The sequence below is a fragment of the Paenarthrobacter sp. CC6 genome, from assembly GCF_040560085.1.
In the GTDB taxonomy this organism is placed as follows: domain Bacteria; phylum Actinomycetota; class Actinomycetes; order Actinomycetales; family Micrococcaceae; genus Arthrobacter; species Arthrobacter nicotinovorans.
The window spans coordinates 1-22,635 of sequence record NZ_JARDAN010000013.1 but is presented as its reverse complement, the minus strand read 5'-3'; the positions used below and the strand labels follow the sequence as shown (position 1 = coordinate 22,635).

15 protein-coding genes and 1 pseudogene are annotated in these 22,635 nt (G+C 60.1%); 8 read left to right on the top strand and 8 right to left on the bottom strand.

What is annotated here, in order from left to right; translation table 11 throughout:
* Nucleotides 1-54 precede the first annotated feature (54 nt).
* The 8 genes and pseudogenes from PV760_RS14050 to dnaA all read right to left on the bottom strand — a co-directional run bounded on the left by PV760_RS14050 (nt 55) and on the right by dnaA (nt 11,733).
* Nucleotides 55-780 (bottom strand): DUF3566 domain-containing protein, encoded by a 726-nt coding sequence (locus PV760_RS14050; protein ID WP_026267271.1) that lies wholly within the window; start codon nt 778-780, stop codon nt 55-57.
* Nucleotides 777-3,449, bottom strand: a complete 2,673-nt coding sequence (gyrA, locus tag PV760_RS14045; RefSeq protein ID WP_079582045.1) for a DNA gyrase subunit A — start codon at nt 3,447-3,449, stop codon at nt 777-779. Before gyrA ends, PV760_RS14050 begins: the two co-directional genes overlap by 4 nt.
* Before the next feature lie 63 nt (nt 3,450-3,512).
* The gene (gyrB, locus tag PV760_RS14040) at nt 3,513-5,591 is read right to left on the bottom strand and encodes a DNA topoisomerase (ATP-hydrolyzing) subunit B (RefSeq protein ID WP_018778477.1); all 2,079 of its coding nucleotides are present in this window, start codon (nt 5,589-5,591) and stop codon (nt 3,513-3,515) included.
* Nucleotides 5,592-5,928: 337 nt separating this feature from the next.
* Nucleotides 5,929-6,483: a DciA family protein gene (locus PV760_RS14035; RefSeq protein WP_018778478.1), complete on the bottom strand. Its 555-nt coding sequence runs from the start codon at nt 6,481-6,483 to the stop codon at nt 5,929-5,931.
* Nucleotides 6,470-7,663: a DNA replication/repair protein RecF gene (gene recF, locus PV760_RS14030; RefSeq protein ID WP_354628075.1), complete on the bottom strand. Its 1,194-nt coding sequence runs from the start codon at nt 7,661-7,663 to the stop codon at nt 6,470-6,472. The genes PV760_RS14035 and recF overlap by 14 nt, the downstream gene beginning before the upstream one ends.
* Before the next feature lie 23 nt (nt 7,664-7,686).
* Nucleotides 7,687-8,598 (bottom strand): annotated as a pseudogene (gnd, locus tag PV760_RS14025) (phosphogluconate dehydrogenase (NAD(+)-dependent, decarboxylating)); the annotation flags it as partial.
* A 15-nt stretch (nt 8,599-8,613) separates the two neighbouring features.
* Nucleotides 8,614-9,738 (bottom strand): DNA polymerase III subunit beta, encoded by a 1,125-nt coding sequence (dnaN, locus tag PV760_RS14020; protein WP_018778481.1) that lies wholly within the window; start codon nt 9,736-9,738, stop codon nt 8,614-8,616.
* Between the two features lie 576 nt (nt 9,739-10,314).
* On the bottom strand, nt 10,315-11,733 hold the full coding sequence (gene dnaA / locus PV760_RS14015) for a chromosomal replication initiator protein DnaA (RefSeq protein WP_018778482.1): 1,419 nt from the start codon (nt 11,731-11,733) through the stop codon (nt 10,315-10,317).
* Nucleotides 11,734-12,199: 466 nt separating this feature from the next.
* On the opposite strand from dnaA, the gene rpmH reads away from it, so the two are divergent.
* The 8 genes from rpmH to PV760_RS13975 all read left to right on the top strand — a co-directional run bounded on the left by rpmH (nt 12,200) and on the right by PV760_RS13975 (nt 17,857).
* Nucleotides 12,200-12,337, top strand: a complete 138-nt coding sequence (gene rpmH, locus PV760_RS14010; RefSeq protein ID WP_011776797.1) for a 50S ribosomal protein L34 — start codon at nt 12,200-12,202, stop codon at nt 12,335-12,337.
* Between the two features lie 41 nt (nt 12,338-12,378).
* On the top strand, nt 12,379-12,789 hold the full coding sequence (rnpA, locus tag PV760_RS14005; protein ID WP_079582047.1) for a ribonuclease P protein component: 411 nt from the start codon (nt 12,379-12,381) through the stop codon (nt 12,787-12,789).
* Nucleotides 12,719-13,204, top strand: coding sequence for a membrane protein insertion efficiency factor YidD (gene yidD / locus PV760_RS14000; protein ID WP_026267272.1), 486 nt, complete (start codon nt 12,719-12,721; stop codon nt 13,202-13,204). Before rnpA ends, yidD begins: the two co-directional genes overlap by 71 nt.
* A gap of 16 nt (nt 13,205-13,220) precedes the next feature.
* Nucleotides 13,221-14,198, top strand: coding sequence for a membrane protein insertase YidC (gene yidC, locus PV760_RS13995; RefSeq protein ID WP_018778484.1), 978 nt, complete (start codon nt 13,221-13,223; stop codon nt 14,196-14,198).
* Complete coding sequence (locus PV760_RS13990) at nt 14,198-14,749, top strand: Jag family protein (RefSeq protein ID WP_039238989.1); 552 nt, start codon at nt 14,198-14,200, stop codon at nt 14,747-14,749. The genes yidC and PV760_RS13990 overlap by 1 nt, the downstream gene beginning before the upstream one ends.
* 5 nt (nt 14,750-14,754) lie before the next feature.
* Nucleotides 14,755-15,405 carry a 16S rRNA (guanine(527)-N(7))-methyltransferase RsmG gene (gene rsmG / locus PV760_RS13985; RefSeq protein WP_354628074.1) on the top strand — a complete coding sequence of 217 codons (651 nt, stop codon included), beginning with the start codon at nt 14,755-14,757 and terminating at the stop codon, nt 15,403-15,405.
* A gap of 87 nt (nt 15,406-15,492) precedes the next feature.
* Nucleotides 15,493-16,548, top strand: coding sequence for a ParA family protein (locus tag PV760_RS13980; protein WP_227453619.1), 1,056 nt, complete (start codon nt 15,493-15,495; stop codon nt 16,546-16,548).
* A gap of 67 nt (nt 16,549-16,615) precedes the next feature.
* Nucleotides 16,616-17,857 carry a ParB/RepB/Spo0J family partition protein gene (locus PV760_RS13975; RefSeq protein ID WP_354628073.1) on the top strand — a complete coding sequence of 414 codons (1,242 nt, stop codon included), beginning with the start codon at nt 16,616-16,618 and terminating at the stop codon, nt 17,855-17,857.
* The last annotated feature ends 4,778 nt before the right edge of the window (nt 17,858-22,635 follow it).

The following is a 22,635-nucleotide window of genomic DNA, read 5'->3' as shown; positions in this document are numbered from 1 at the left end:
AGGCAATTTTGCGGAGGATTTCCGCCGAAAACGGCGAAATTCCGCGGATTTCTTCTAGTCGTCCGTCAGGGTGACGCCGACGCCGCCAACCAATGTTGCAGAAATGTTATACAGCACGGCCGACAGCATGGACAGCGCCGTCAGCAGAACAACATTCACCACGGCGATGATGGTGGCGAACGAGGCAACCTGGCCCAGCGAGGCAATCTTCTTCAGCTCGAAACCGCCGCCTTCAGAACCTGCGAGAGTGCCCAGGAGGCTGTCCACCTGGTTGAAGATTCCCGTAAGGTCCAGCACAGTCCACAGAACGATTGCAGCCACGACAGTGACAATGCCCAGCGCTACGGACAGCAGGAACGCCATCTTGAGCACCGACCACGGGTCCACCTTGCTGACCAGGAGGCGTGCACGGCGCACCTTCGCCTTGGGAGCGGGCTTTACCAAGCCGGGGGCACCCTGGGCCGGACGCTGGCCCGGGGCCCCTGCAGGCCGCTGGCCGGGCTGGGCCGGACGCTGCCCGGGGGCACCCGCAGGACGTTGTCCTGCCGGGGCAGGTCGTTGTCCGGCTTGAGCGGGACGCTGTCCGGGGGCACCGGCAGGTCGGGGAGCGGAGTTGGCACCCGTCGCCGGTCGTGCGCCTGTGGCTCCTGAACCGGTGGCTCCTGCTCCGGGTCGTTGCTGGGGCCGTGCAGGCGTTCCTGCCTGTGCATTGCCCGAGGGCTGCCGGAGTCCGCCGGGGACACCTGTGCTCGGCTTGGGATATGAGTCGGAATTACTCACTCGTTACCTCCGGTATTGTCTTCGTTCAGCTCCGCGCCCGATTCACTTTCCGGGTCTGCGTCGTTTTCCGTTGCGGGCGTTGCGGTCACCGCAGCGGCGCCGTCCTCTGCAGCCAACGTTACGTCATCGTCGGCTCCGTCTTCGGATTCCTCGCCTTCCAAACCGCGTTCGCTGTTGCGGGCAACTTCAATAATGCGGTCATTCTTGTCCGGTTTGGCAAAGATGACGCCCATGGTGTCGCGGCCCTTGGCGGGAACGCCGGTCACGGCTGAGCGGACCACCTTGCCGCCCTCCATGACCACCAGGACTTCGTCTTCTTCCTGGACGATCAAAGCGCCTACAAGGTCGCCACGGTCCTCGGCCAGCTTGGCTACCTTGATACCCAAACCGCCGCGGCCCTGGAGCCGGTACTCATCCACGGCAGTCCGCTTGGCATAACCGCCTTCGGTCACGATGAACACGAACGAGCCATCTTGAACCACGTCCGCAGCCAGCAGTTCGTCGTCCTCACGGAACTTCATACCCGTAACACCTGAAGTGGCACGGCCCATGGGCCGCAGGGCGTCATCCGTGGCTGTGAAGCGGATGGACTGGCCCTTGCGTGAGACAAGCAGGAGATCGTCTGTTTCACTGACCAGCTGGGCTGAAACCAGCTCGTCACCATCGCGCAGGTTAATGGCGATGACGCCGGCGGTGCGGTTGGTGTCGTAGTCTTCCAGCCGCGTCTTCTTGACCAAGCCGTTCTTGGTGGCCAGAACCAGGTACGGAGCCTGCTGGTAATCCCTCAGGTCCAGGACCTGGGCGATGTGCTCGTCCGGCTGGAAGGCCAGAAGGTTGGCAACGTGCTGACCCTTGGCGTCGCGACCGGCTTCGGCAAGTTCGTAGGCCTTCGCGCGGTAAACACGGCCCAAGTTGGTGAAGAACAACAGCCAGTGGTGGGTGGTGGTGACGAAGAAGTGCTCAACCACGTCGTCGCCACGCAGCTGGGCACCCTTGATGCCCTTGCCGCCGCGCTGCTGCGAACGGTAGTTGTCACTGCGGGTGCGCTTGACGTAGCCGCCGCGGGTGATGGTGACAACCATTTCCTCTTCAGGAATCAGGTCTTCCATGGACATGTCGCCGTCGAAGCCCATGAGGATGTGCGTCCGCCGGTCGTCACCATGCTTGGCAACGATTTCAGCGAGTTCCTCGCTGATGATCTGGCGCTGGCGTTCCTCGGAAGCCAGGATCGAGTTGTATTCCTCGATCATCGCTTCGAGCTCGGAGTGCCGGTCCTGGATCTTCTGGCGCTCCAGGGCGGCCAGGCGGCGCAACTGCATGTCGAGGATGGCCCGGGCCTGGAGTTCGTCAATCTCCAACAGCTCCATCAGGCCTTCGCGGGCTGCTTCCGTGGTGTTGGACGCACGGATCAACGCGATGACTTCATCCAGCATGTCCAGTGCCTTGAGGAGTGCGCGCAGGATGTGCGCTTCTTCCTCGGCCTTGCGCAGGCGGTAACGGGTGCGGCGCGCAATGACGTCCATCTGGTGGGCAACCCAGTGCCGGATGAAGGCATCCAGGCTCAAGGTGCGCGGCACGCCGTCGACAATCGCCAGCATGTTCGCCGAGAAGTTGTCCTGCAGCTGCGTGTGCTTGTAGAGGTTGTTCAGGACCACCTTGGCCACGGCGTCGCGCTTGAGGACGATCACCAGGCGCTGGCCGGTGCGGCCGGAGGTCTCATCGCGGAGGTCGGCGATGCCCTGGATCTTGCCATCCTTGACCAGCTCGGCGATCTTGATCGCCAGGTTGTCCGGGTTGGCCTGGTACGGAAGCTCGGTGACTACCAGGCAGGTACGGCCCTGGAGCTCTTCAACGTTGACCACCGCGCGCATCGTGATGGAGCCGCGGCCAGTGCGGTAAGCGTCCTCGATACCCTTGTGGCCCAGGATGGTGGCGCCTGTGGGGAAGTCGGGTCCCTTGATACGCAGCAACAGGGCTTCAAGCAACTCTTCGCGCGTGGCGGTGGGGTTTTCCAGTGCCCACTGGACGCCCTCGGCAACTTCACGGAGGTTGTGCGGCGGGATATTGGTTGCCATGCCGACGGCGATGCCTGAGGAGCCATTGACCAGCAGGTTCGGGAAACGGGCCGGCAGGATGGTCGGTTCCTGGTTCTTGCCGTCGTAGTTGTCCTGGAAATCGACGGTTTCCTCGTCGATGTCCCTGACCATCTCCATGGCCAGCTGCGCCATTTTGGTTTCCGTGTAACGCGGTGCAGCAGCGCCGTCGTTGCCGGGCGAGCCGAAGTTACCCTGGCCCAGTGCCAGCGGGTAGCGCATGGTCCAGTCCTGGATCAGGCGCACCAGGGCATCGTAGATCGCCATGTCACCGTGCGGGTGGTAGGTACCCATGACGTCGCCCACGACGCGGGCGCACTTGTTGAAGGAGCGGTCGGGGCGGTAGCCGCCGTCGAACATTGCGTACAAAACACGGCGGTGAACGGGCTTGAGTCCGTCGCGGACGTCCGGGAGGGCGCGGCCGACGATGACGGCCATGGCGTAGTCCAGGTAGGACCGCTGCATCTCTGTCTGCAGGTCCACCTGCTCCACGCGGTCGGTCAGCACATCACCCTCAAGAACAACTTCCTCGGCGTCGTTCGATTCCGCCGGGACTTCGGGAGTTTCGTCACTCATAATCTAAGGTTTCCGTTTCAGGTATATGTCGGTTCTGGAATATTCAGGTGCCCTGCTGGGCCCTTAGATATCGAGGAACCTGACGTCCTTGGCGTTCTGCTGGATGAAGTTACGGCGTGATTCAACGTCCTCGCCCATCAACACGGAGAAGGTCTGGTCGGCTGCCAATGCGTCGTCCATGGTTACCTGCAGCAGCGTGCGGCGACCCGGATCCATGGTGGTATCCCACAGCTCGGTGTAGTCCATTTCACCGAGGCCCTTGTAGCGCTGGATGCCGTTGTCCTTGGGGAGGCGCTTGTTCATGGCGGCACCCTTGCGGATGGTCTCGTCGCGTTCACGATCGCTGTAGACGTAGTCGTGCGCGGCATTGGACCACTTGATCCGGTACAGCGGCGGCTGGGCCAGGTACACATAACCGTTCTCGATGAGCGGGCGCATGTAGCGGAACAGCAACGTCATCAACAGGGTGGTGATGTGCTGGCCGTCAACGTCGGCATCGGCCATCAACACGATCTTGTGGTAGCGGAGCTTGGAGATGTCGAAGTCTTCGCCGATTCCCGTGCCGAATGCGGTGATCATGGACTGGACTTCAGCGTTACCCAAAGCCTTGTCCAGGCGTGCGCGCTCCACATTCAGGATCTTGCCACGCAGCGGCAGGATCGCCTGGGTTTCGGGGTTGCGCCCACGCTTGGCCGAACCGCCGGCCGAGTCACCCTCAACGAGGTAGACCTCGCAGCGCGAAGGATCCTTCGACGAGCAGTCAGAGAGCTTACCGGGCATACCGAAGGACTCAAGCGGGCTCTTTCGGCGAGCATTGTCGCGCGCCTTCCGGGCGGCCATGCGGGCCTGGGCGGCTGAAATGGCCTTACGGATAACGTCGCGGGCCGGGCCCGGGTTCCGTTCCAGCCAGTCTCCCAGCTGGTCAGTAACCACGCGCTGGACAAAGCCCTTGACCTCGGAGTTGCCCAGCTTGGTCTTGGTCTGGCCTTCGAACTGCGGTTCAGCAAGCTTTACCGAAATCACCGCAGTCAGGCCTTCGCGGATGTCATCACCGGTAAGGTTGTCTTCCTTTTCCTTGATGATGCTCTTCTCGCGCGCATAGCGGTTGATCAGCGATGTCATCGCGGCACGGAAGCCTTCTTCGTGCGTTCCGCCCTCGTGGGTGTTGATCGTGTTCGCGTACGTGTGGACACTTTCCGAATAAGCGGTGGTCCACTGCATGGCAACCTCGACGGCGATGTGCCGCTCAGTGTCCTCGGTTTCGAAAGCGATGACGTCCTCGTGGACGATCTCGACCTTCTTGTTCGAGTTGAGGTGCTTGACGTAGTCCAGCAAGCCGTCCGGGTACTCGTAGACAACCGTGCGGTGCTCGGCTGCAACTTCGCCTTCGGTGGCTACTGCGTCCAGGTCAAGGTCGTCATCGCCATCGCGGTTGACCGGACGCTCGTCAGTCAACGTGATCCGCAGGCCCTTGTTGAGGAAGGCCATCTGCTGGAAACGTGCGCGAAGAGTCTCGAAGTCGAACTCAGTGGATTCGAAGATCGTTCCGTCCGGGTAGAACGTCTGGGACGTTCCGGTACGCTCGGTTTCTTCTCCCTTGACGAGTTCGCCCTGGGGCTTGCCGCCGTCGGCGAAGGTCATCCGCCAAACGTGGCCCTGGCGGCGCACTTCCGTGTCCACACGACGGGAAAGGGCGTTCACAACCGAAATGCCGACACCGTGCAGACCACCCGAAACCGCGTACCCACCACCGCCGAACTTGCCGCCAGCGTGCAGGATGGTCATGACTACTTCAACCGTGGGCTTACCCTCGGTGGGGTGGATATCCACGGGAATGCCGCGGCCATCATCGACCACCTGCACACCGCCGTCAGCGCGGAGCGTTACTTCGATATGGCTGCAGTAACCGGCCAGGGCCTCGTCAACAGAGTTGTCCACCACTTCATAGACCAAGTGGTGCAGGCCGCGGGGACCGGTTGAACCGATGTACATACCGGGGCGTTTGCGCACGGCTTCGAGGCCTTCCAGCACGGTGATGTCGCTGGCACCGTACTCCCTGGGGGCCTCCGCAGGCGTATCAGGCGTGGGAACAGTCTCCTCTTGGGGCTCTACTGCCAAGGTCTCTGCATTGTCGTTAGCCACAGGCGCTTTCGACTCCTCTGTACTCGATGTCGGCCGTTCCCGCAGCTGCCCGCGGCGAACCGCGGCCGCCAACGGGCACGTGACTGATTGCGCCGATTACTCCGACGACGGGGTTCCCAACTGCCACAGGAGTGGATTCGGGATCCGACGACGTTTCACCGGCGCTCAGTGATCTACGCCAATTCTATCGTGGAAACCCGCGAATCCTTGCAAATACGGGGGCAGCCCAGAGCTGAATATGCCGATGGGAGGCCGCTGGCCCTATCTGCAATGGCCCTGCGGAGGTCCCGATGGGTGCCTATACGACCCGGGGGCGTTGAAACGCCCTGCACGCCGTTCAGCCGTAGGTATCCCGGGGGCCGCGGCCGTTGACACTGCGCCCGCCTTTTCGCCAACTTGGAGCTGATGGCCCCAGGACCTGGATGCTGGTGACCACCCCTTCACCCAGCTCATTCCGGAACATCTCCAGGAGGCTGGTACTGAGCAACCGCAATTGCGTGGCCCATGCCGTTGAGTCACAGCGGACATGCAGCGTGGTGTCGGTGAAACTCTCCGGGGTGCAGTGGGCGGAGATGTCCGACCCAACCAACGTTTCCCATTCGGCCATGACGGAACCGACGGCAACAGGAGAAGTCCAACCCCGTTCCGCCACAAGCCTTCCCACAACATTGCCCAAGCCCAAGGGGTCGCGGCCGCTGCCATGAAACTGCGCAAAACCCCGGGTATCCCGCAGACCCTTGCGTTTGGGAGCAGATCCGGGCCTGGGGGCACGCAGCCTTACTTCACCTCGGGCCGCGGCTGCTTCACGCATGCGGTTCAGCGCCGCCTGGGCAGCATCAATTTCGTCCGGATCCCGGCCCGGTTGCAGTCCTTCGGGACTATCCTTCGCCATCGATGCCTCCCGGAACAACGGTTACGCGCCGTCCGGCCAGCTCCTCAGGGATATCGGCACCGACGGCGGCAGTCACCAGAACCTGTTCGGCGCCGGCCACTATTGCAGCCAGTCTACGCCGCCTCTGCACGTCCAATTCGGCAAAAACATCGTCCAGAATCAGGATCGGCGCAGTTCCACCAGTCCGGGCATCGTCCAACATGACGTAGTAGGAAGCCAGGCGCAAGGACAGGCACATGGACCACGTTTCGCCGTGGGAGGCATAGCCCTTGGCTGGAGCCTGTCCCAGGACGAGTTCCAACTCGTCGCGGTGCGGGCCAACAAGCGAGATGCCCCGCTCAAGTTCCTTTTTCCGCGAAGCTGCAAAGGCCTGGACATAGCGTTCGGTGAGTTCGTCGACGGACAGCAGCCTGAGGTCCTCAACCGACGGCGAAGGTTCCGTTCCGTAGTCGGCCGGACCGCCGTCGTCGTCCAGGATGTCCTGGATGGTGGAGCGGTAAACCGCCCCGGCGTCCTTGGAACCATCCGTGAGTTGGGCGTAGGCGCTGTTCAGGTGCGGACGCAACCGCTCCACCAACTCCAGCCGGGCGTGCAGCAATTCGGCCCCGGCCTTGGCCATGTGTTGGTCCCACACATCCAGGGTTGCTTCATGACCCGCAGTGAATTTGCCTGCACGGGCCGATTTCAACAAGGCGTTCCGCTGTTTCAGGACGCGGTCGTAGTCACTGCGGGTGGCAGCATGGCGGGGTACCAGGCTGACCAGCAGTTCATCGAGGAAGCGCCGGCGGTTGGAGGGGTCCCCCTTCACCAGTGCCAGGTCCTCGGGCGCGAACAGCACCGTGTGGCAAATGCCCAGGATGTCCCGTGCGCGCACCGGGTTTCCCCGGTTGATGCGTCCCCGGTTGGCGCGCCCGGCATTGATTTCAAGCTCGATGACCGTCGCTTGCTCACCACGGACCAAACGGGCCCGGATCAATGCGCGTTCTGAACCAAAACGAAGCAATGGCGCGTCTGTGCTGACACGGTGCGAGCTCAGGGTAGCCAAATAGCCGATGGCTTCCATGAGGTTTGTCTTGCCGATGCCGTTGGAACCCACCAGCACGGTGACACCGGGACCCAGTTTCAGGTCTACCTGTGCGTAGCTGCGGAAATCAGTCAGCGAAAGATGTTCGAGGTACACGCCGTTTGCAGGACTCCTGCGGCCTAGTTGGCCGGACGGGTGGCGTGTCCGCCGAACTGGTGACGCAGGGCGGAAACCATTTTCATGGCCGGTGAGTTGTCTTCGCGCGAAGCAAAGCGTGCAAAGAGCGCAGCCGTGATGGCCGGTGCCGGAACAGCATTGGCGATGGCTTCCTCCACGGTCCAGCGGCCCTCGCCGGAATCTTCGACGTAGTCGTCAATGGAGGCCAGCCCCGGATCTTCGTCGAGTGCCTTCACCATGAGGTCCAGGAGCCAGGACCGGACAACCGTTCCCTTTTGCCATGCGCGGAACGTTCCGGGAAGGTCCTTGACGATGTCCTTTGCGGCGAGGAGTTCATATCCCTCGGCATAGGCCTGCATCAAGCCGTACTCGATGCCGTTGTGCACCATCTTGGCGTAGTGGCCGGCGCCAACGCCGCCAACGTGGACAAAGCTGTCGGCCCGATCGCCTTCAGGACGAAGAGCGTCGAAGACCGGCATGGCAAGTTCGATGTCTTCGTCAGCTCCACCAGCCATGAGGCCGTAACCGTTCTGGAGACCCCAGACGCCGCCGGAAACACCGCAGTCAGCGAAGCGGATGCCCTTCTCGGCCAGCGCGGCAGCGTGCTTCTGGTCTTCGGTGAAACGTGAATTTCCGCCGTCGATCACCATATCGCCGGGGCTCAGTTTCCCGCCGAGTTCCGTCACGACCGCGTCAGTGATCTCCCCTGAGGGAACCATGACCCACACGAGCCGCGGAGTAGGAAGGGCGGCAATGAGCTCGTCGACCGAAGCGGCATCGGTGACCTCGGGATTCCGGTCGAAGCCTGTGACCTCGATGCCGCCTTTCCGCATGCGTTCCCGCATGTTGAAACCCATTTTTCCAAGGCCGATCAATCCGATGTGCACAGTGCGAACTCTTTTCTGCGAAAGCGGGGCGGGTTTTGCCGATTAGTTGGGAAGGCGGACCGGCATCACGAGGTAGCGGTAGTCGTCCTGGTCTTCGCCGTCGGCCTCAGCCTGGGCCGTGATCATGGCCGGCTTGGGAGCGGTGGTGAAGGAGAAGCGAACGTACTTGGTCTCGATGACGCTCAAACCTTCAACAAGGTAGTGCGGGTTGAAGGCCACGGTGATGTCATCGCCGGACAACTGTGCTTCGAGCTCTTCGGAAGCCTGCGCGTCTTCGCCGGTGCCGGCGTCGAGGTTCAGCAGGCCCTGCGTGAAGGCGAGGCGGACGGGAGTGTTGCGCTCTGCAACGAGGGAAACGCGACGTACAGCCTCCACCAATTCCTGGGTCTGGACTGTTGCGTGGATCGGGGTAGAGTCCGGGAAAAGTGAGCGGATCTTCGGGTAATCGCCGTCTACCAGGAGCGACGTCGTGGTACGGCCGCCGCTCTCGAAACCAATAAGCCGGCTGTCGTCGTCCGCGAGGGCCAGGTTGATGTCACCGCTGCCGCCCAAAGTTTTGGCGACTTCGTTCAGGGTCTTGGACTTCACGAGTGCGCTGGTTGAGATGCCGGGAGTTACTGGCTTCCACGGCACTTCCCGCATGGCCAACCGGTAGCGGTCCGTAGCCAGGAGCGTGATGAGGTCATCCTCGATCTCCATGCGGACGCCGGTCAGGATCGGCAAGGTGTCGTCCTTGCTCGCAGCGATGATGACCTGGGACACGGCTTGGGCGAAAGCATCGCCGGGCAAGGTGCCGCTGATGGCCGGAAGCGCAGGAAGGGCCGGGTACTCGGACTCAGGCATTGTGGCCAGGTGGAAGCTGCTTCGACGGCAGGTAAGAGTGACTTTGCTTCCGTCTGTTTCAACCTCGACCGGAGCCGAGGGGAGGCTGCGGCAGATGTCTGCCAGGAGGCGTCCGGAAACCAGGATGGTGCCCTCGACGGCGATATCGGCGGGGATTTCCAGGCGCGCCGATGTTTCGTAGTCGAAGCTCGAGAGGCTTACGGTTCCCGCCTCAGCTTTGAGGAGGAGGCCGGAAAGCACAGGAACGGGCGGCCGCGGAGACAACGACCGCGCGGTCCACGTAACGGCTTCTGCCAGGACGTCGCGGTCGACTCTGAACTTCACGGAGGGGTGCCGCCTTTCATTGCTGCTGCCATGTAGTAGCCGCGGATTCCTGCTTGGAAACCGCTAAATCTTCGCAGTCCGGCATCGGAACCTGCATGGTCCGCACTCAGCGAACTACAAACAAGACCCAAGGATGGGAGCGCTGCTGACAGCTTAGCCGGAAGATCCGCGATTAACCCATCCCCGATTGCTCCGACCCGTCCTATGTGGACAGCCGCAGGCTGGCCGTGGCCCGGAACTTGGCATGTCCTTCGGAGGGTCGGGTGGGTGGCAGAACGAGATTGTTATTTGAGGGATTTCAATTTTTTGGGATTCGTAGTGTTAATAACTGCTGTGGAAACTGTGGATAACCCCATCCTGCGGCGCAGATCCGGGGTTAAGCCCTGTTCATGGACTGTGCGTTAACTGGGTTTTAAACAGGTTGTGGATGGGGACAACTCCAAAGCCGGTTTTTAACGATCCACAGACGGCTTAAGGGTTTTAAGCCCATTAACCGTGCTTGTCCCCTTAAGTATCCACAGGCTTATCCACATGTGCCTGTTAATAAGGTATGTAGTGGCGGACGCGATGTGGATTTCAGGAGTCGCGTTGCTGCTGTTTGATGCGGTTGGTGAGCTCTGTGACCTGGTTGTAGATCACACGACGCTCGGCCATGAGCTCGCGGATCTTGCGGTCGGCGTGGATGACCGTGGTGTGGTCACGTCCGCCGAGCTCCTGCCCGATCTTGGGAAGCGACATATCCGTCAGTTCGCGGCAGAGGTACATCGCGATCTGGCGTGCGGTCACCAGGGTGCGGGTACGGGACTTGCTGCAGAGCTCTTCCATGCTGAGCTTGAAGTAGTCAGCAGTCTGGTCAAGGATCTGCTTCGCCGTGATCTCTTGGGCGCCGTCGTCGGTAATCAGGTCCTTGAGCACCATCTCTGCGAGGGCGACATCCACCGGTTGGCGGTTCAGGCTGGCGAAAGCCGTGACGCGGATCAGTGCGCCTTCAAGTTCGCGGATGTTGCTGGAGATCTTGGACGCGATGTACTCCAAGGCGTCATCGGGGGCCGAGAGGCCTTCGCTCAATCCCTTTTTGCGGAGGATGGCGATACGCGTTTCGAGTTCCGGCGGCTGGATGTCCGTCAGAAGGCCCCACTCGAAGCGGGAAGTCATGCGGTCTTCGAAGCCGGCCAGCATCTTGGGTGGCTGGTCCGAGGTGATGACAACCTGCTTGTTGGCGTTGTGCAGCGCGTTGAACGTGTGGAAGAACTCTTCCTGCGTCCGGTCCTTGCCTGCCAGGAACTGGATGTCATCGATCAGGAGGACATCCACGTTGCGGTACGTGGTCTTGAAGCTGGTGCCCTCGTCATCACGGATGGAGTTGATGAAGTCGTTCGTGAATTCTTCCGAGTTCACGTAGCGGACCCGGATGCCGCTGTAGAGCCTGCGTGCGTAGTGCCCGATCGCGTGCAGCAGGTGCGTCTTGCCAAGGCCCGAGTCGCCGTAGATGAAGAGCGGGTTGTACGCCTTTGCCGGCGCTTCCGCGACAGCGACGGCGGCCGCATGGGCAAATCGGTTCGAGGAACCGATCACGAAAGTGTCGAAGATGTACTTAGGATTCAGGCGGCCGAACTCATGTGAGGTGCTCGGCGGGGTTGGCTGCGGCTTCGGCTCAGCGAAGTCAGGAACGGCGGAAAGCTCGACGGCGGGTTCCGGCTCGGCATGGACGGGTACCAGATCGGTGTCGACATCGATGGCACAGCGGATGTCGTCGGAGAAGACATTGCGCAAGGCGTCATCCAGAGCATCCTTGACCTGCGTCTGGAGGACTTCGCGGGTTAGCTCATTGGGCACGGCCACCAGCAAGGTTGAACCGATAAGGCCTTGGGCCTGGGCGAGAATGACGAAACCACGCTGACGGGGTGTGACCCGGTCGTCCTGTTCCAGGAGGGTTAGCACCCTGCGCCAGGAACTTCCGACAGTGTTGGCGTGGTTGGCTTCGTCTACTGTCATCAATCAGTTCCTAAATACTTGCTTGCCGGCGTTGCTGGCAGCCGAGGTGTCTCAGGCGGGCGCTGGTCCGGGCGTTAATCCACAGAGTTATGCACAGCGGGTGGACAATGGGCTACTGAGCCACTCTAGGGGATGAAATCGCCAGAAGATAGCTGGGAAGTTGCCTGTGGATAATTACACTGTTGTGGTTCTGCAAAACGCTCTGTGAGCCACTTCATCCACAGGCTTGAAGCCGCTGTTGAACACAACTGTGGATAGATGCGCGGCAGGCTCCCGGTTTGACTGTGGGTGCCTTTTTGCCCTAACGTTGTGAAGTCCTTTGTGTCCGCTTTTGAGATCAGTTGTAACCCCGTACGTTCATCGTTCGGAAGGCAACGGCGGCAGGCACATACAAAACTTAGCGTCGGCCAGTTCTTCCCCTTTTTTGATCGGGTGGGCGCACCTTTGATCCACTGGAGTAACTAACGTGAGCAAGCGGACTTTTCAGCCGAATAACCGCCGTCGGGCCAAGAAGCACGGCTTCCGCCTTCGTATGCGCACCCGTGCCGGCCGCGCCATCCTGGCTGCCCGTCGCGGCAAGGGCCGCGTCGAACTGTCGGCGTAAATAACTGACTTGTCGGTCAGGGTCTATTTGCGGGTTCGACGGTGCTAGCCACCCCTAACCGTCTGCGGACGTCTACCGACTTTTCAACAACTGTACGTTCCGGCGTCCGCAATGGACGCCGGAACTTAGTGTTATATACGGCTCCTATCGGAGCCGGGGAGCCGAGTCGAATCGGCTTCATTGTCTCCAAAGCCGTCGGGAACGCCGTGACCAGGAACCTCGTTAAGAGGAGACTGAGAGAAGCAGGCGCACTTTCCTTGCATACGCATGGAACGGGCCTGGCGGTCGTGGTCCGGGCACTGCCCGCAGCTGCAAATGCGAGCTGGGAGCAGTTGCTTTCGGACTACAACGCCGCACTGGCAGTGACGACGAAGCGATTGAGTGGCTCAGTTCCACGCAATGCTTCGACCGAACACAACGGCACCACAACGGAAGGGACACCGCGTGCATGACATAAGCACCGCCGTCGTTCCTTCCTCAAGCGACCCCTCCGGGAAGGTTCCCCGGCGGAGCCTCTCGGCGGCGGTGGGCACATTCCTCTGGGAGCTGCCCCGCAACATCCTGATCATCCTGCTGAAGACATACCGCAAGGTGATCTCACCCCTGTACGGCCAGGTTTGCCGTTTCTTTCCCTCCTGCTCGGCATATGCCTTGGAAGCAGTGACGGTGCATGGCGCCGTGAAGGGTAGCTGGCTGGCAGCCAGGAGGCTCGCCAAATGCCACCCCTGGAACGCCGGTGGAGTGGACCATGTCCCCGCCGGCCATCGTCATTGGCCCGAAGGCCGGACGCCCACAATTGTTGTACTGAACAATCCGGACCAGTTCCTGGCTGCTCAGGCTGATGAAGAAGGCCGCACTGCGGCCTAACGAATAGGGATATCGTATGGACTTCTTTGGAACGATCATGTTTCCGTTCAAGTGGCTGGTGTCAATCATCATGGTTGCCTTCCACGACGGACTGAGCTTCATCGGCTTGCCCGCCGCCAACGGCTGGACGTGGACCTTGTCGATTATCGGCCTTGTGCTGGTGATCCGTGCTGCCCTGATTCCTGTGTTCGTGAAGCAGATCAAGGCGCAGCGCGGCATGCAGCTGCTGCAGCCGGACTTGAAGAAGCTGCAGACCAAGTACAAGGGCAAGACTGATCAGCTCTCCCGCCAGGCCATGGCCCAGGAGCAGATGGCGCTGTACAAGAAGCACGGCACCAACCCGTTCTCGGCATGTTTGCCGATGCTGATCCAGATGCCGTTCTTCTTCGCGTTGTTCCAGGTGTTGTCGGGTATCTCCACCAACGCCAAGGAGGGCCAAGGCGTCGGTGCCATGAGCCACGAACAAGTGGTGCAGTTCGATCAGTCCAGCATCTTCGGCGCGCCTCTGTCAGCATCCTTGCTGCACGGCGGGGCTGGCGGCAATGACGTTACGGTCTGGGTACTTTCGATTGTGATGATCGTCGCCATGACCGCCTCGCAGTTCATCACCCAGAAGCAGATCATGGCCAAAAACATGTCCGAAGAGGCCATGGCCAGCCCGTTCATGCGCCAGCAGAAGATGATGCTCTACATCCTGCCGCTCGTCTTCGGTATCGGTGGCATCAACTTCCCGATCGGTGTCCTCATCTACTGGACCACCACGAACCTCTGGACCATGGGACAGCAGTTCTTCGTCATTCGCCGTATGCCTACCCCGGGCTCACCGGCCGCGAAGGCACTTGAAGAGCGCCGCGCTGCCAAGGGCCTGCCCCCGCTGCTGGGTGGCAAGAAAGCCGCGGACGCCGCTGCCGAAGCCGAAGCTGCTGCAGCCGCCGCAGCCGAAGCCCGTGCCCAGCGCGTCCAGCCACAACGTAAGAACAGGAAGAAGAAGTAATGTCTGCCGAGAGCACTGAAGAAGTTATCGCCGCCGTGACTGAAGAGCAGGATGACTCCCAGGAAGAGACACAATCCAAGACGGCAAGCCGCTTGGAAGAGGAAGGCGACATCGCCGCCGACTACCTCGAAGAACTTCTTGATATAGCCGACATCGACGGCGACATCGACATTGAGGTCCGGAACGGACGTACTTACATCTCCATCGGTACGGACGAAGAGTCTGCGGCCCTGGACAGCCTGGTGGGGCGCGACGGTGAGGTCCTCGAGGCCCTGCAGGAACTCGCCCGCCTCTCCGTTCTCTCCGCTACCGAGACCCGCTCACGCCTGGTGCTGGACATCAACGGCTACCGCAAGGAGCGCGCAGGCGTTCTCCAGCAGATCGCCGAAGACGCAGTGGCCAAGGTTAAGGCAGACGGCGGGACTGTGGCCCTCGAACCGATGAGCGCTTACGAGCGCAAGATTGTCCATGATGCCGTGGCTGATCTTGGATTCGTCTCCGAGTCCGAAGGCGAAGGCGCTGGCCGTCACATCGTCGTTTCGGCTGACTAGAGCCCATGGTCGAAATCACCGCAGCAGAACTGGCAGCTGCAGAGAAGATCTTTGGGGAGCGCCTGGATCTTGCCAAGCGCTACGTTGAGCACCTGGCCACGTCAGGAGCAGAACGTGGGCTGATTGGCCCGCGCGAGGTTCCCCGTTTGTGGAGCAGGCATGTTCTCAACTGTGCAGTGATCGAGTCCGCCATCGCAAGGAACAGCCACGTTGCCGACGTCGGTTCCGGCGCCGGGCTACCTGGTCTCTGCCTTGCCATAGCCCGCCCGGATCTCGAGTTGACCTTGATTGAACCCTTGGAACGTCGAGTCATCTGGCTTCAGGAAGTGGTGGATGACCTGGGACTGGACAACGTCACCATCATGCGGACACGTGCCGAGTTGGCCGTAGGCATGGTGGACGCTGACGTCGTCACAGCCAGGGCTGTATCAGCGCTGACCAATCTGGCCGGGCTGACCATCCCGTTGCTTAACGGCAGCGGAGAGGTAGTGGCCATCAAGGGTCGCAGTGCTTCTGAAGAGATAGAGAAGGCCGGCAAAGTCATCCGCAAGCTCGGGGGCGTGGAAACGTCTGTCGTGGTTTGCGGGCAGGAGCTGCTGGAAGAACCCACCACTGTGGTGAGGATTATCGTCAAGAAGCACGGAAAGACGGCGTAGGTACCGCTTGGTTTCCCGCGTGTCGGCGGCTGAGCGGTTAGGCTAGAGAACGGCAGCAAGCGCCGAATGAGAGTGAGAGTGTGACCAGTGGGCAGTAGTGAAACTTCCACGCAACGGATACCCCCCTTTATGTCCTTGGGGTCCGCGCGGGCCATGGCTACACCCTCTTCGTCTCTCCAGTCCGCGATTGTGCGCACTGATTCAGTTGCAAACGCTGCAGTTTCACGTGAAACCGTCTCAGATGGAGTGCAGAACGTCATGGATTCCATCGATGATTCCAGCCCAATAGCGCGGCAGCTCGCGAATGAAACGCGGCGCCGAGAGCGCTTGATCGGCCGTGAACTTCCCAAGCCGGAAGGGACACGTATCTTTACGGTTTCCAACCAAAAAGGCGGGGTGGGTAAGACCACTACCACTGTGAACATTGCAGCAGCCCTGGCCTCGGCAGGCCTCAACGTGCTCGTGATCGATATCGATCCGCAGGGAAACGCATCTACGGCCCTGGGTATTGAGCACCATGCAGATGTAGACAGCATCTACGACGTCCTCATCAACGATCTTCCGTTGAAGGAGGTCGTGGCCCCATGCCCCGACATTCCCAACCTCATCTGCGCGCCGGCGACCATTCACTTGGCTGGCGCTGAGATTGAACTCGTTTCGCTGGTGGCCCGTGAGCAGAGGCTCCGGCGTGCCATTGATGTCTATGCCAAGGAACGAGAGAAGAACGGTGAGGGCCGTCTGGACTTCATCTTCATCGATTGCCCTCCCAGCCTGGGTCTGCTCACTGTTAACGCTTTCTGCGCAGCCAGTGAGGTTCTCATTCCCATTCAGTGTGAGTACTACGCCCTTGAGGGACTGAGTCAGCTACTCAAGAACATTGAGATGATCCAGAAACACCTCAATGCTGACTTGGTGGTCTCGACCATCCTGCTCACGATGTATGACGGCAGGACGAACCTTGCCGCACAGGTCGCATCAGAGGTACGCCAGCACTTCCCCCAACAGGTCCTGAGTGCGGTGGTTCCGCGCTCGGTGCGTATCTCTGAGGCGCCGAGCTACCAGCAGACCGTCATGACTTACGACCCTTCATCGAGCGGCGCGCTGTCCTATATGGAGGCCGCAGCCGAAATCGCTGAACGTTAGAATTCTTGAAACACAGCAACAGCCAGGGCAGGTCCGTGCTCGGCTATTCCATCGGAGGGATGAATCAATGAGCGAAAAGCGAAGGGGCCTCGGCAGGGGTCTTGGGGCTCTCATTCCTAGCTCGGCCGCGGCCCAGGGAAATGGCTCAGCGCCGTCCCGCCCCGTGGACCTGTTCTTCCCGGAAGCACGTAAGGCGTCGGAACCGACAGTTGAATCTCCGCGTGAGGAGTCGGTGCCTGCCGATTCAGCGCCGGCAGCTGCGAAGTCATCACCCGCGACGTCAAAAACCAAGGCCCCTGCGGCGAAGTCACCGGTCAAGAGCGCGTCAGCCAAGACGCCTGCTGCCAAGTCCAGCGCGAAACGTTCTGCCGACGCTGCGTCCACTGCCGTCGAACAGCCCGTGCCTTCTTCGGATGCAGATGTCCAGGTTCCCTCAGCTCGTGCAAAGGCTCCCTCGGCACCCCAAAGCAACGACGTCGAGTTGGTGGAGGTTCCCGGGGCTCGGTTCGCTGAGATCCCGGTCGGTGATATCCATCCGAACCGTAAACAGCCCCGCTCCGTCTTCGATGAGGACGACATGGCTGAACTGGTTCACTCCGTTCGGGAAATAGGGGTTCTCCAGCCAATTGTTGTACGAACCTCAACCGAAAAGGGTGGAGAACCGTACGAGCTCGTTATGGGCGAGCGTCGGTGGCGGGCAGTACAGGCCGCAGGGCTGGAAACCATTCCTGCGATTGTCCGGGATACCACGGACGACGACCTTCTCCGTGATGCTCTTCTGGAGAACCTGCACCGTAGCCAGCTGAACCCCTTGGAAGAAGCTGCAGCGTATCAGCAGCTCTTGGAGGACTTTGGTACTACGCACGAGCAGCTGGCAGATCGCATCGGCCGCTCACGCCCGCAGGTCTCCAATACACTGCGCCTCCTCAAGCTTCCGCCGTTGGTGCAGCGTCGTGTGGCCGCTGGTGTCCTATCCGCAGGCCATGCACGGGCTTTGCTTGCCCTTCCGGATGCGGCCGCAATGGAACGCCTGGCGCAGCGTATTGTCGCCGAGGGTATGTCTGTGCGTGCCACCGAAGAGGCAGTGACGCTTTACCAGGATCCCACCACGCCCGCGAAGAGCAGCATTCCCAAGCCAAATGCTCGGCATGAGCGGCTCGATTACCTCGCTTCCTCACTTTCGGACCGTTTGGACACGAATGTGAAGATCACTTTGGGCGCCCGTAAGGGACGAGTAAGCATCGAGTTCGCCAGCGTTGAGGACCTCAACCGCATTATGGATGTTCTGGGTCCGGGTTCTGAAGACTAAGCTAACGCGCAATTACTGAAGGGCTCCACTCATTGAGTGGGGCCCTTCCTCTCTTTCCAGATCGATGTGCCCTTTTTGGGGGTTTCTGGCCTTGCACCGTGAGGCACCGTTTCATTCCCGGCGGGCGCGCGGAACGGTTCTCTCGATCCGCGCCGGCGCTGGGTGTTGGTGCATCGCAGAGTGGGGCTGACTAACTGATTTGACTAGGACTGGCGTGTTTCACGTGAAACACGCAGTGCCGGGGTCTAGAAATCTCCGGCAATCTACTCATACAGATGCCGTCTCAGTAGCGTCTCGCGCTGTGGTTAGGCCCTCTCTTTGGGTGTCTGAGCTGTCAGCTCTCTTAGCAGTTGGTCAAAATCATGATTTAGTGCCGGGACGTCTACCTAAGATCTTGATATTGGAATAACTCGGGATTCCATGTGCTGGGAGCACAGGTTTGTTCCGCCGGTATCTGAAACCACGCCAGATGTTCACGGTGTTTCACGTGAAACCTGCGGCCGCCCTATTCTCCGTGTCGAAATCAGCGCAATGCGCCGTGCAGCGCCAAAAGCACTCTTCCGGCCATAGGCGATCCCCTTCAAGTCGCCCTGGACACAACTGAGGAACGAACCTTACAGCAGCCAGCGGCGACAGAGAATGCCCGAGAGGTCCATGCGTACCTGTTTACGGAGATGCGGCGCCTGCAGTGATACATCTTGTACTCTGACATTGCTGGTTTCACGTGAAACACCCAGACTGACCATAGGGCTATGGTCCGCTGGTTTGCCGCCTTGGCTGAGTCGTATCACTGCCTTTGGACTGGGCGTGGGATCCTTCTGATTCGAGTCAGGATCAGTCTCCTCCCACGCTTCTACATTCGATATCCCAAGCCGTGGGGGCTCAGTATCCCGTCTGTTTCACGTGAAACATTGCCGTACAAATCTACTAAAACGGAATAGGGTTCACATTGACCTCTAAGGAGGTTGCTCCGCATACTCTGGGCCAGAGGAATGTTGCTGGCGTCTGGGCCTAGCGGTCTGTATAGACCGTCTTACCTGCAACCGGACTGTGCCTGAGGGTGTCTGCAGAGCTGGCGACTGCGGACCCGGACTTCGCTGGCGTCGCTGTCTTGGAGTCATGAGACACTGCTGTAGGGCGGAGGATGATGGAGCCACGGATTAGCCGACCGTCGCACATAGCCCGGCAGGTCCAGAGAACCAGATTGATCGGGTCGCATCAGGTGCGAAGGAGCGCCGTGGCTGGTTGGCGCGGCTGGCTGCTCGCATAGTTCCCTGGCTTGCAGCCGAACCAGTGTGTCCTCGGAAGACCCATTGGTTAGGCCGGTGCCATCGTCAGATCAGGAGCAACGCGGCCAAGGTGTGGCAGTGAAGCGCTCGATTGCCCAAATAGTTAGGTGTAGTCCCCAATTGAATGGTTGTCACCGTGCTGTTCAAGCTGTGGAGTCGAGCACCAGGGCAGTAAGGGAGTACAGCACCGTGGGTGTGTAGGGTCCTATAGTGATCCAGGGTCTCGGTGATAGCTTAGCCGCGGCCAGTTATCTAGCGATGTTGAATGCTCCCCCAATGCCTGGGCTAGCGAGGTCTCGGGGCGTCCATGGGTGTCGGGAGTGTCGAAGGCCTGTGAGGCATGAACCAGCCCAGGTTGGCACCTTCAGGGGTGAAAAACAGGCCAAGGGGCTCTTGGACCACCTATAGTTCGTTCCGTCCGTAGGGCGCTCTGCCCTGTGCAATCTCATCGTCTTCGCCGTGAGGATTCAGGCTAGGCCGGCAGTATCCGGCATCTGTCCATACACTCCCCCGTATCACGCACCCTGGATCTCTGACGGTGAGTGCGGGGTCGAGGCTTGTATTGGTCGGATGTTGAGGACGAGTATTTCGTCCGCGTTCACACACTATTGTTCTAGCGATTCGACGACTGGCTTTTAGGCCGCTGAGTAGCCGGCTCCCCTATTACGACCTCATCAGCCGGCGCACCTGCAGGCGCTGCATAGGGCCATCATCTCCGCTTGTTTCACGTGAAACGCAGAGGGGACCATTACCTCGTCGTGGTCTAAACTGCCCGTTACAACTGTGCATATCGCAGTGGATAAGCCTGTGGATATCTTTGGGGATAACGTTCGGCCGATGTGGGTCGAACGAGCGAGCGAATATGACTCGACGGCTTCCTCAGAGCCCGTTCGCCGGATGGCCTGAAGTGATGCGGCAAGGCCTGTTCTGGGTTTGATCCCGAGTGGTAGAAATTGAGCTTCAACAGGGGTTTATGACACGTAAAAGCGCTGTATTCTTGCGCAATTTCGGAACTTTCGAGCCTCAGCAGTTTGGGCTTTGTGCATTGGAATCAACTTCCCCAAAAGATGCCATAGATGTCCCACTGTCTTGGCTCTCTTAGTGGGATGGTGAGATTGAACACCCGCAGTGGATAAGCCTGTGGATAACTATGTGCATAAGAAGAGGGCTCTCCTGCGGATAACTTGGGAATGATGGCGAGGATCGATCCTGAACCATCCGAGAGCACGACAGAGTTGAGGCCTTCGCCTAGGCTGGCGATTGGCGCGGACGGTAGGGTGATCCCCTCCCGGTCTCAGCCTGGGATGACAGAACTGGAATGAAGGCCGACACCTGTGGCTGCTGACGGAGCATTGCGCCGAACGTGCCTAAGATGCCGAGCACCTAGGTGCGTAAATCATCGGATGTTCTGTCACGAATGACCATAGCGACTGAGATACGAGCTGCCTCATGTTGACGTCCATGCAGTCCTCTGGCTCCGCATAAACAGTGCGCCACCTGGAGGCACTGAACGGTGGCCGCAGTTGGCGTGGCGTGGGGGCCGAGTAGCTGTCAGAGTTCCCCTGCCTCAGCAATCAGAACCCGGGATCAGCATGGGCAAGTATCTCGTGATCCTATTCGGCCGTCGCAGTAGGCATCGTCGCAGTCCGCCCCACACACACAAGGGTTCAGCGAGGAGCCGCTCTGAGTCTACTGAGAGAATAGGTGCCCTCCGTAGCCGCTGGCTAGAGAGTGTTCTGTGGTTCGGTTTCACGTGAAACGACCCATAGCCCGGCATGCCGTTGGTGTTCCGTCGCGAAGAGTTGTCGCCATTAGCCCACAGGGCAATGTGCGGAATCTGGACACGCTGACGGCGTACCCGCCAATCCGACAGCTGAATACCTGAAATCACATGGCGTACTGTAGACCTGCTGCGATCGTCGACATGGGCTTAGGCCGTCAGGCTGAACACTCTTGCGGTCGGGTGACACGATCATCCTCAGAGAAGAGGCAATCCCGCCCTTGAGCTACTTCTCGGTGGCTGCGAATCAAAAGGCAAAGCAGCAAGCCACACGGGCGTTCCGGTCACTCCCCGTGTTCCTCATGAGATGCTCGCTCCGCAGCAGCAAACAGCAAGCAGCAAAGAGTCCTAACGGCGGCAGCGATGGGCTGTCTTGCTTGTGATCAGATTCGAGTGTGCTTCCCGGGACACCGGTCGTCGTGAAACTACGGATACGTTTCACGTGAAACAGAGAGTCCGTGTCTCTGTCGGGGTACCGCGGAGAGGTCTCAGCGGAACGAGTCTGCTTGGAGGTGGAACGTTCTGATGCTTTCCTGAATGGGCCTGGTTCAGACTCTTGAACCTTCATTTCGCGGAAGTCGGCTAAAGGGGTACTGCGGGTCATACGAGCGCTTCTACACCAGCCTAGAGGCTGCTGGTCGCAACTCTGCCACTTCATGCCACTTCAGGGCTCTGGCAGCCATGGAAGCACGCCTAGAGCGGACAGCATGCCGCTGCCCCGGAATCTGGTTCGGGAAAGGCCGCGATCGCCTTACAGGGCCCGCTGAGCATCCGGAGCGGCCTCCCTGAGGGCATACGTCCCGGTAGGGGCCGATGAAAGAACTTCCGAGGCCGCCGATAGCACTGAAGGCGCATACGCGTTTGCTGTGCAGCCGCTGGTACGACTCCTCGCCGACCCCGCGCATACTTCATCGCTGGATCCTGAGACATCTACTCCGTTGCGTTTCCGGACGAGACGGTGAATGAATCCAATTGTCGGGATCGGATTCAGTCGCCGTTGGCCTACCCTGTAGTGCTGTCGTAGTGCCATCACCGTGGTGTCGAACGGATCCGATTGGTCCTGTTTCACGTGAAACACCGAGCAGAGGGTGCTGGCCATTTCAGTGCCTGGAGGTCGTTTCACGTGAAACAGGAGGGCCCCGTCCTACCGAATTCCGAATAGGGACTTCGATCGCCCTCTTGCCCTGTTAAAAGTGGTAGATGGCATTTTGACGCAGGAAGTGGGCTGATCAACTCGCCATAAAATCTGAACTAGGGCTTTGAAGGCCGCACTATTGCCTCGAAAGCTCTGATTCTCGACTCCATCGACGTCGTATCCGTAATGGTACGGCGAGGTACACATCCCAAATGGGAACACCGGCCTCTACAAAAGACGAAGCTGTCACTCTTCTTAGCTGTGCCCAGATGCTGGGTCATCCGATAGCCCTCCCAGGCCGCAACTTGCCCCCCTTCGGCCAGGGCGTGGGAATACTTGCGGCCCCTTGATCTATGGAGGAGCCATGACCACACCATTCGGGTTGTCTCAGGACTTAGCTCGCGGTCGAATCGGCATCAACTCTGAGCTTCGCGTGCATCACGTTACGCGCACTATCGGGCGGCGGGTCTATTCGCGCTAACAGACAGAAGAAGTGATGTGGAGGAGGGTCGGGTGGGAAGGGGTTGGGGTGTGGAGGAGGGTCGGGTGGGAAGGGGTTGGGGTGTGGAGGAGG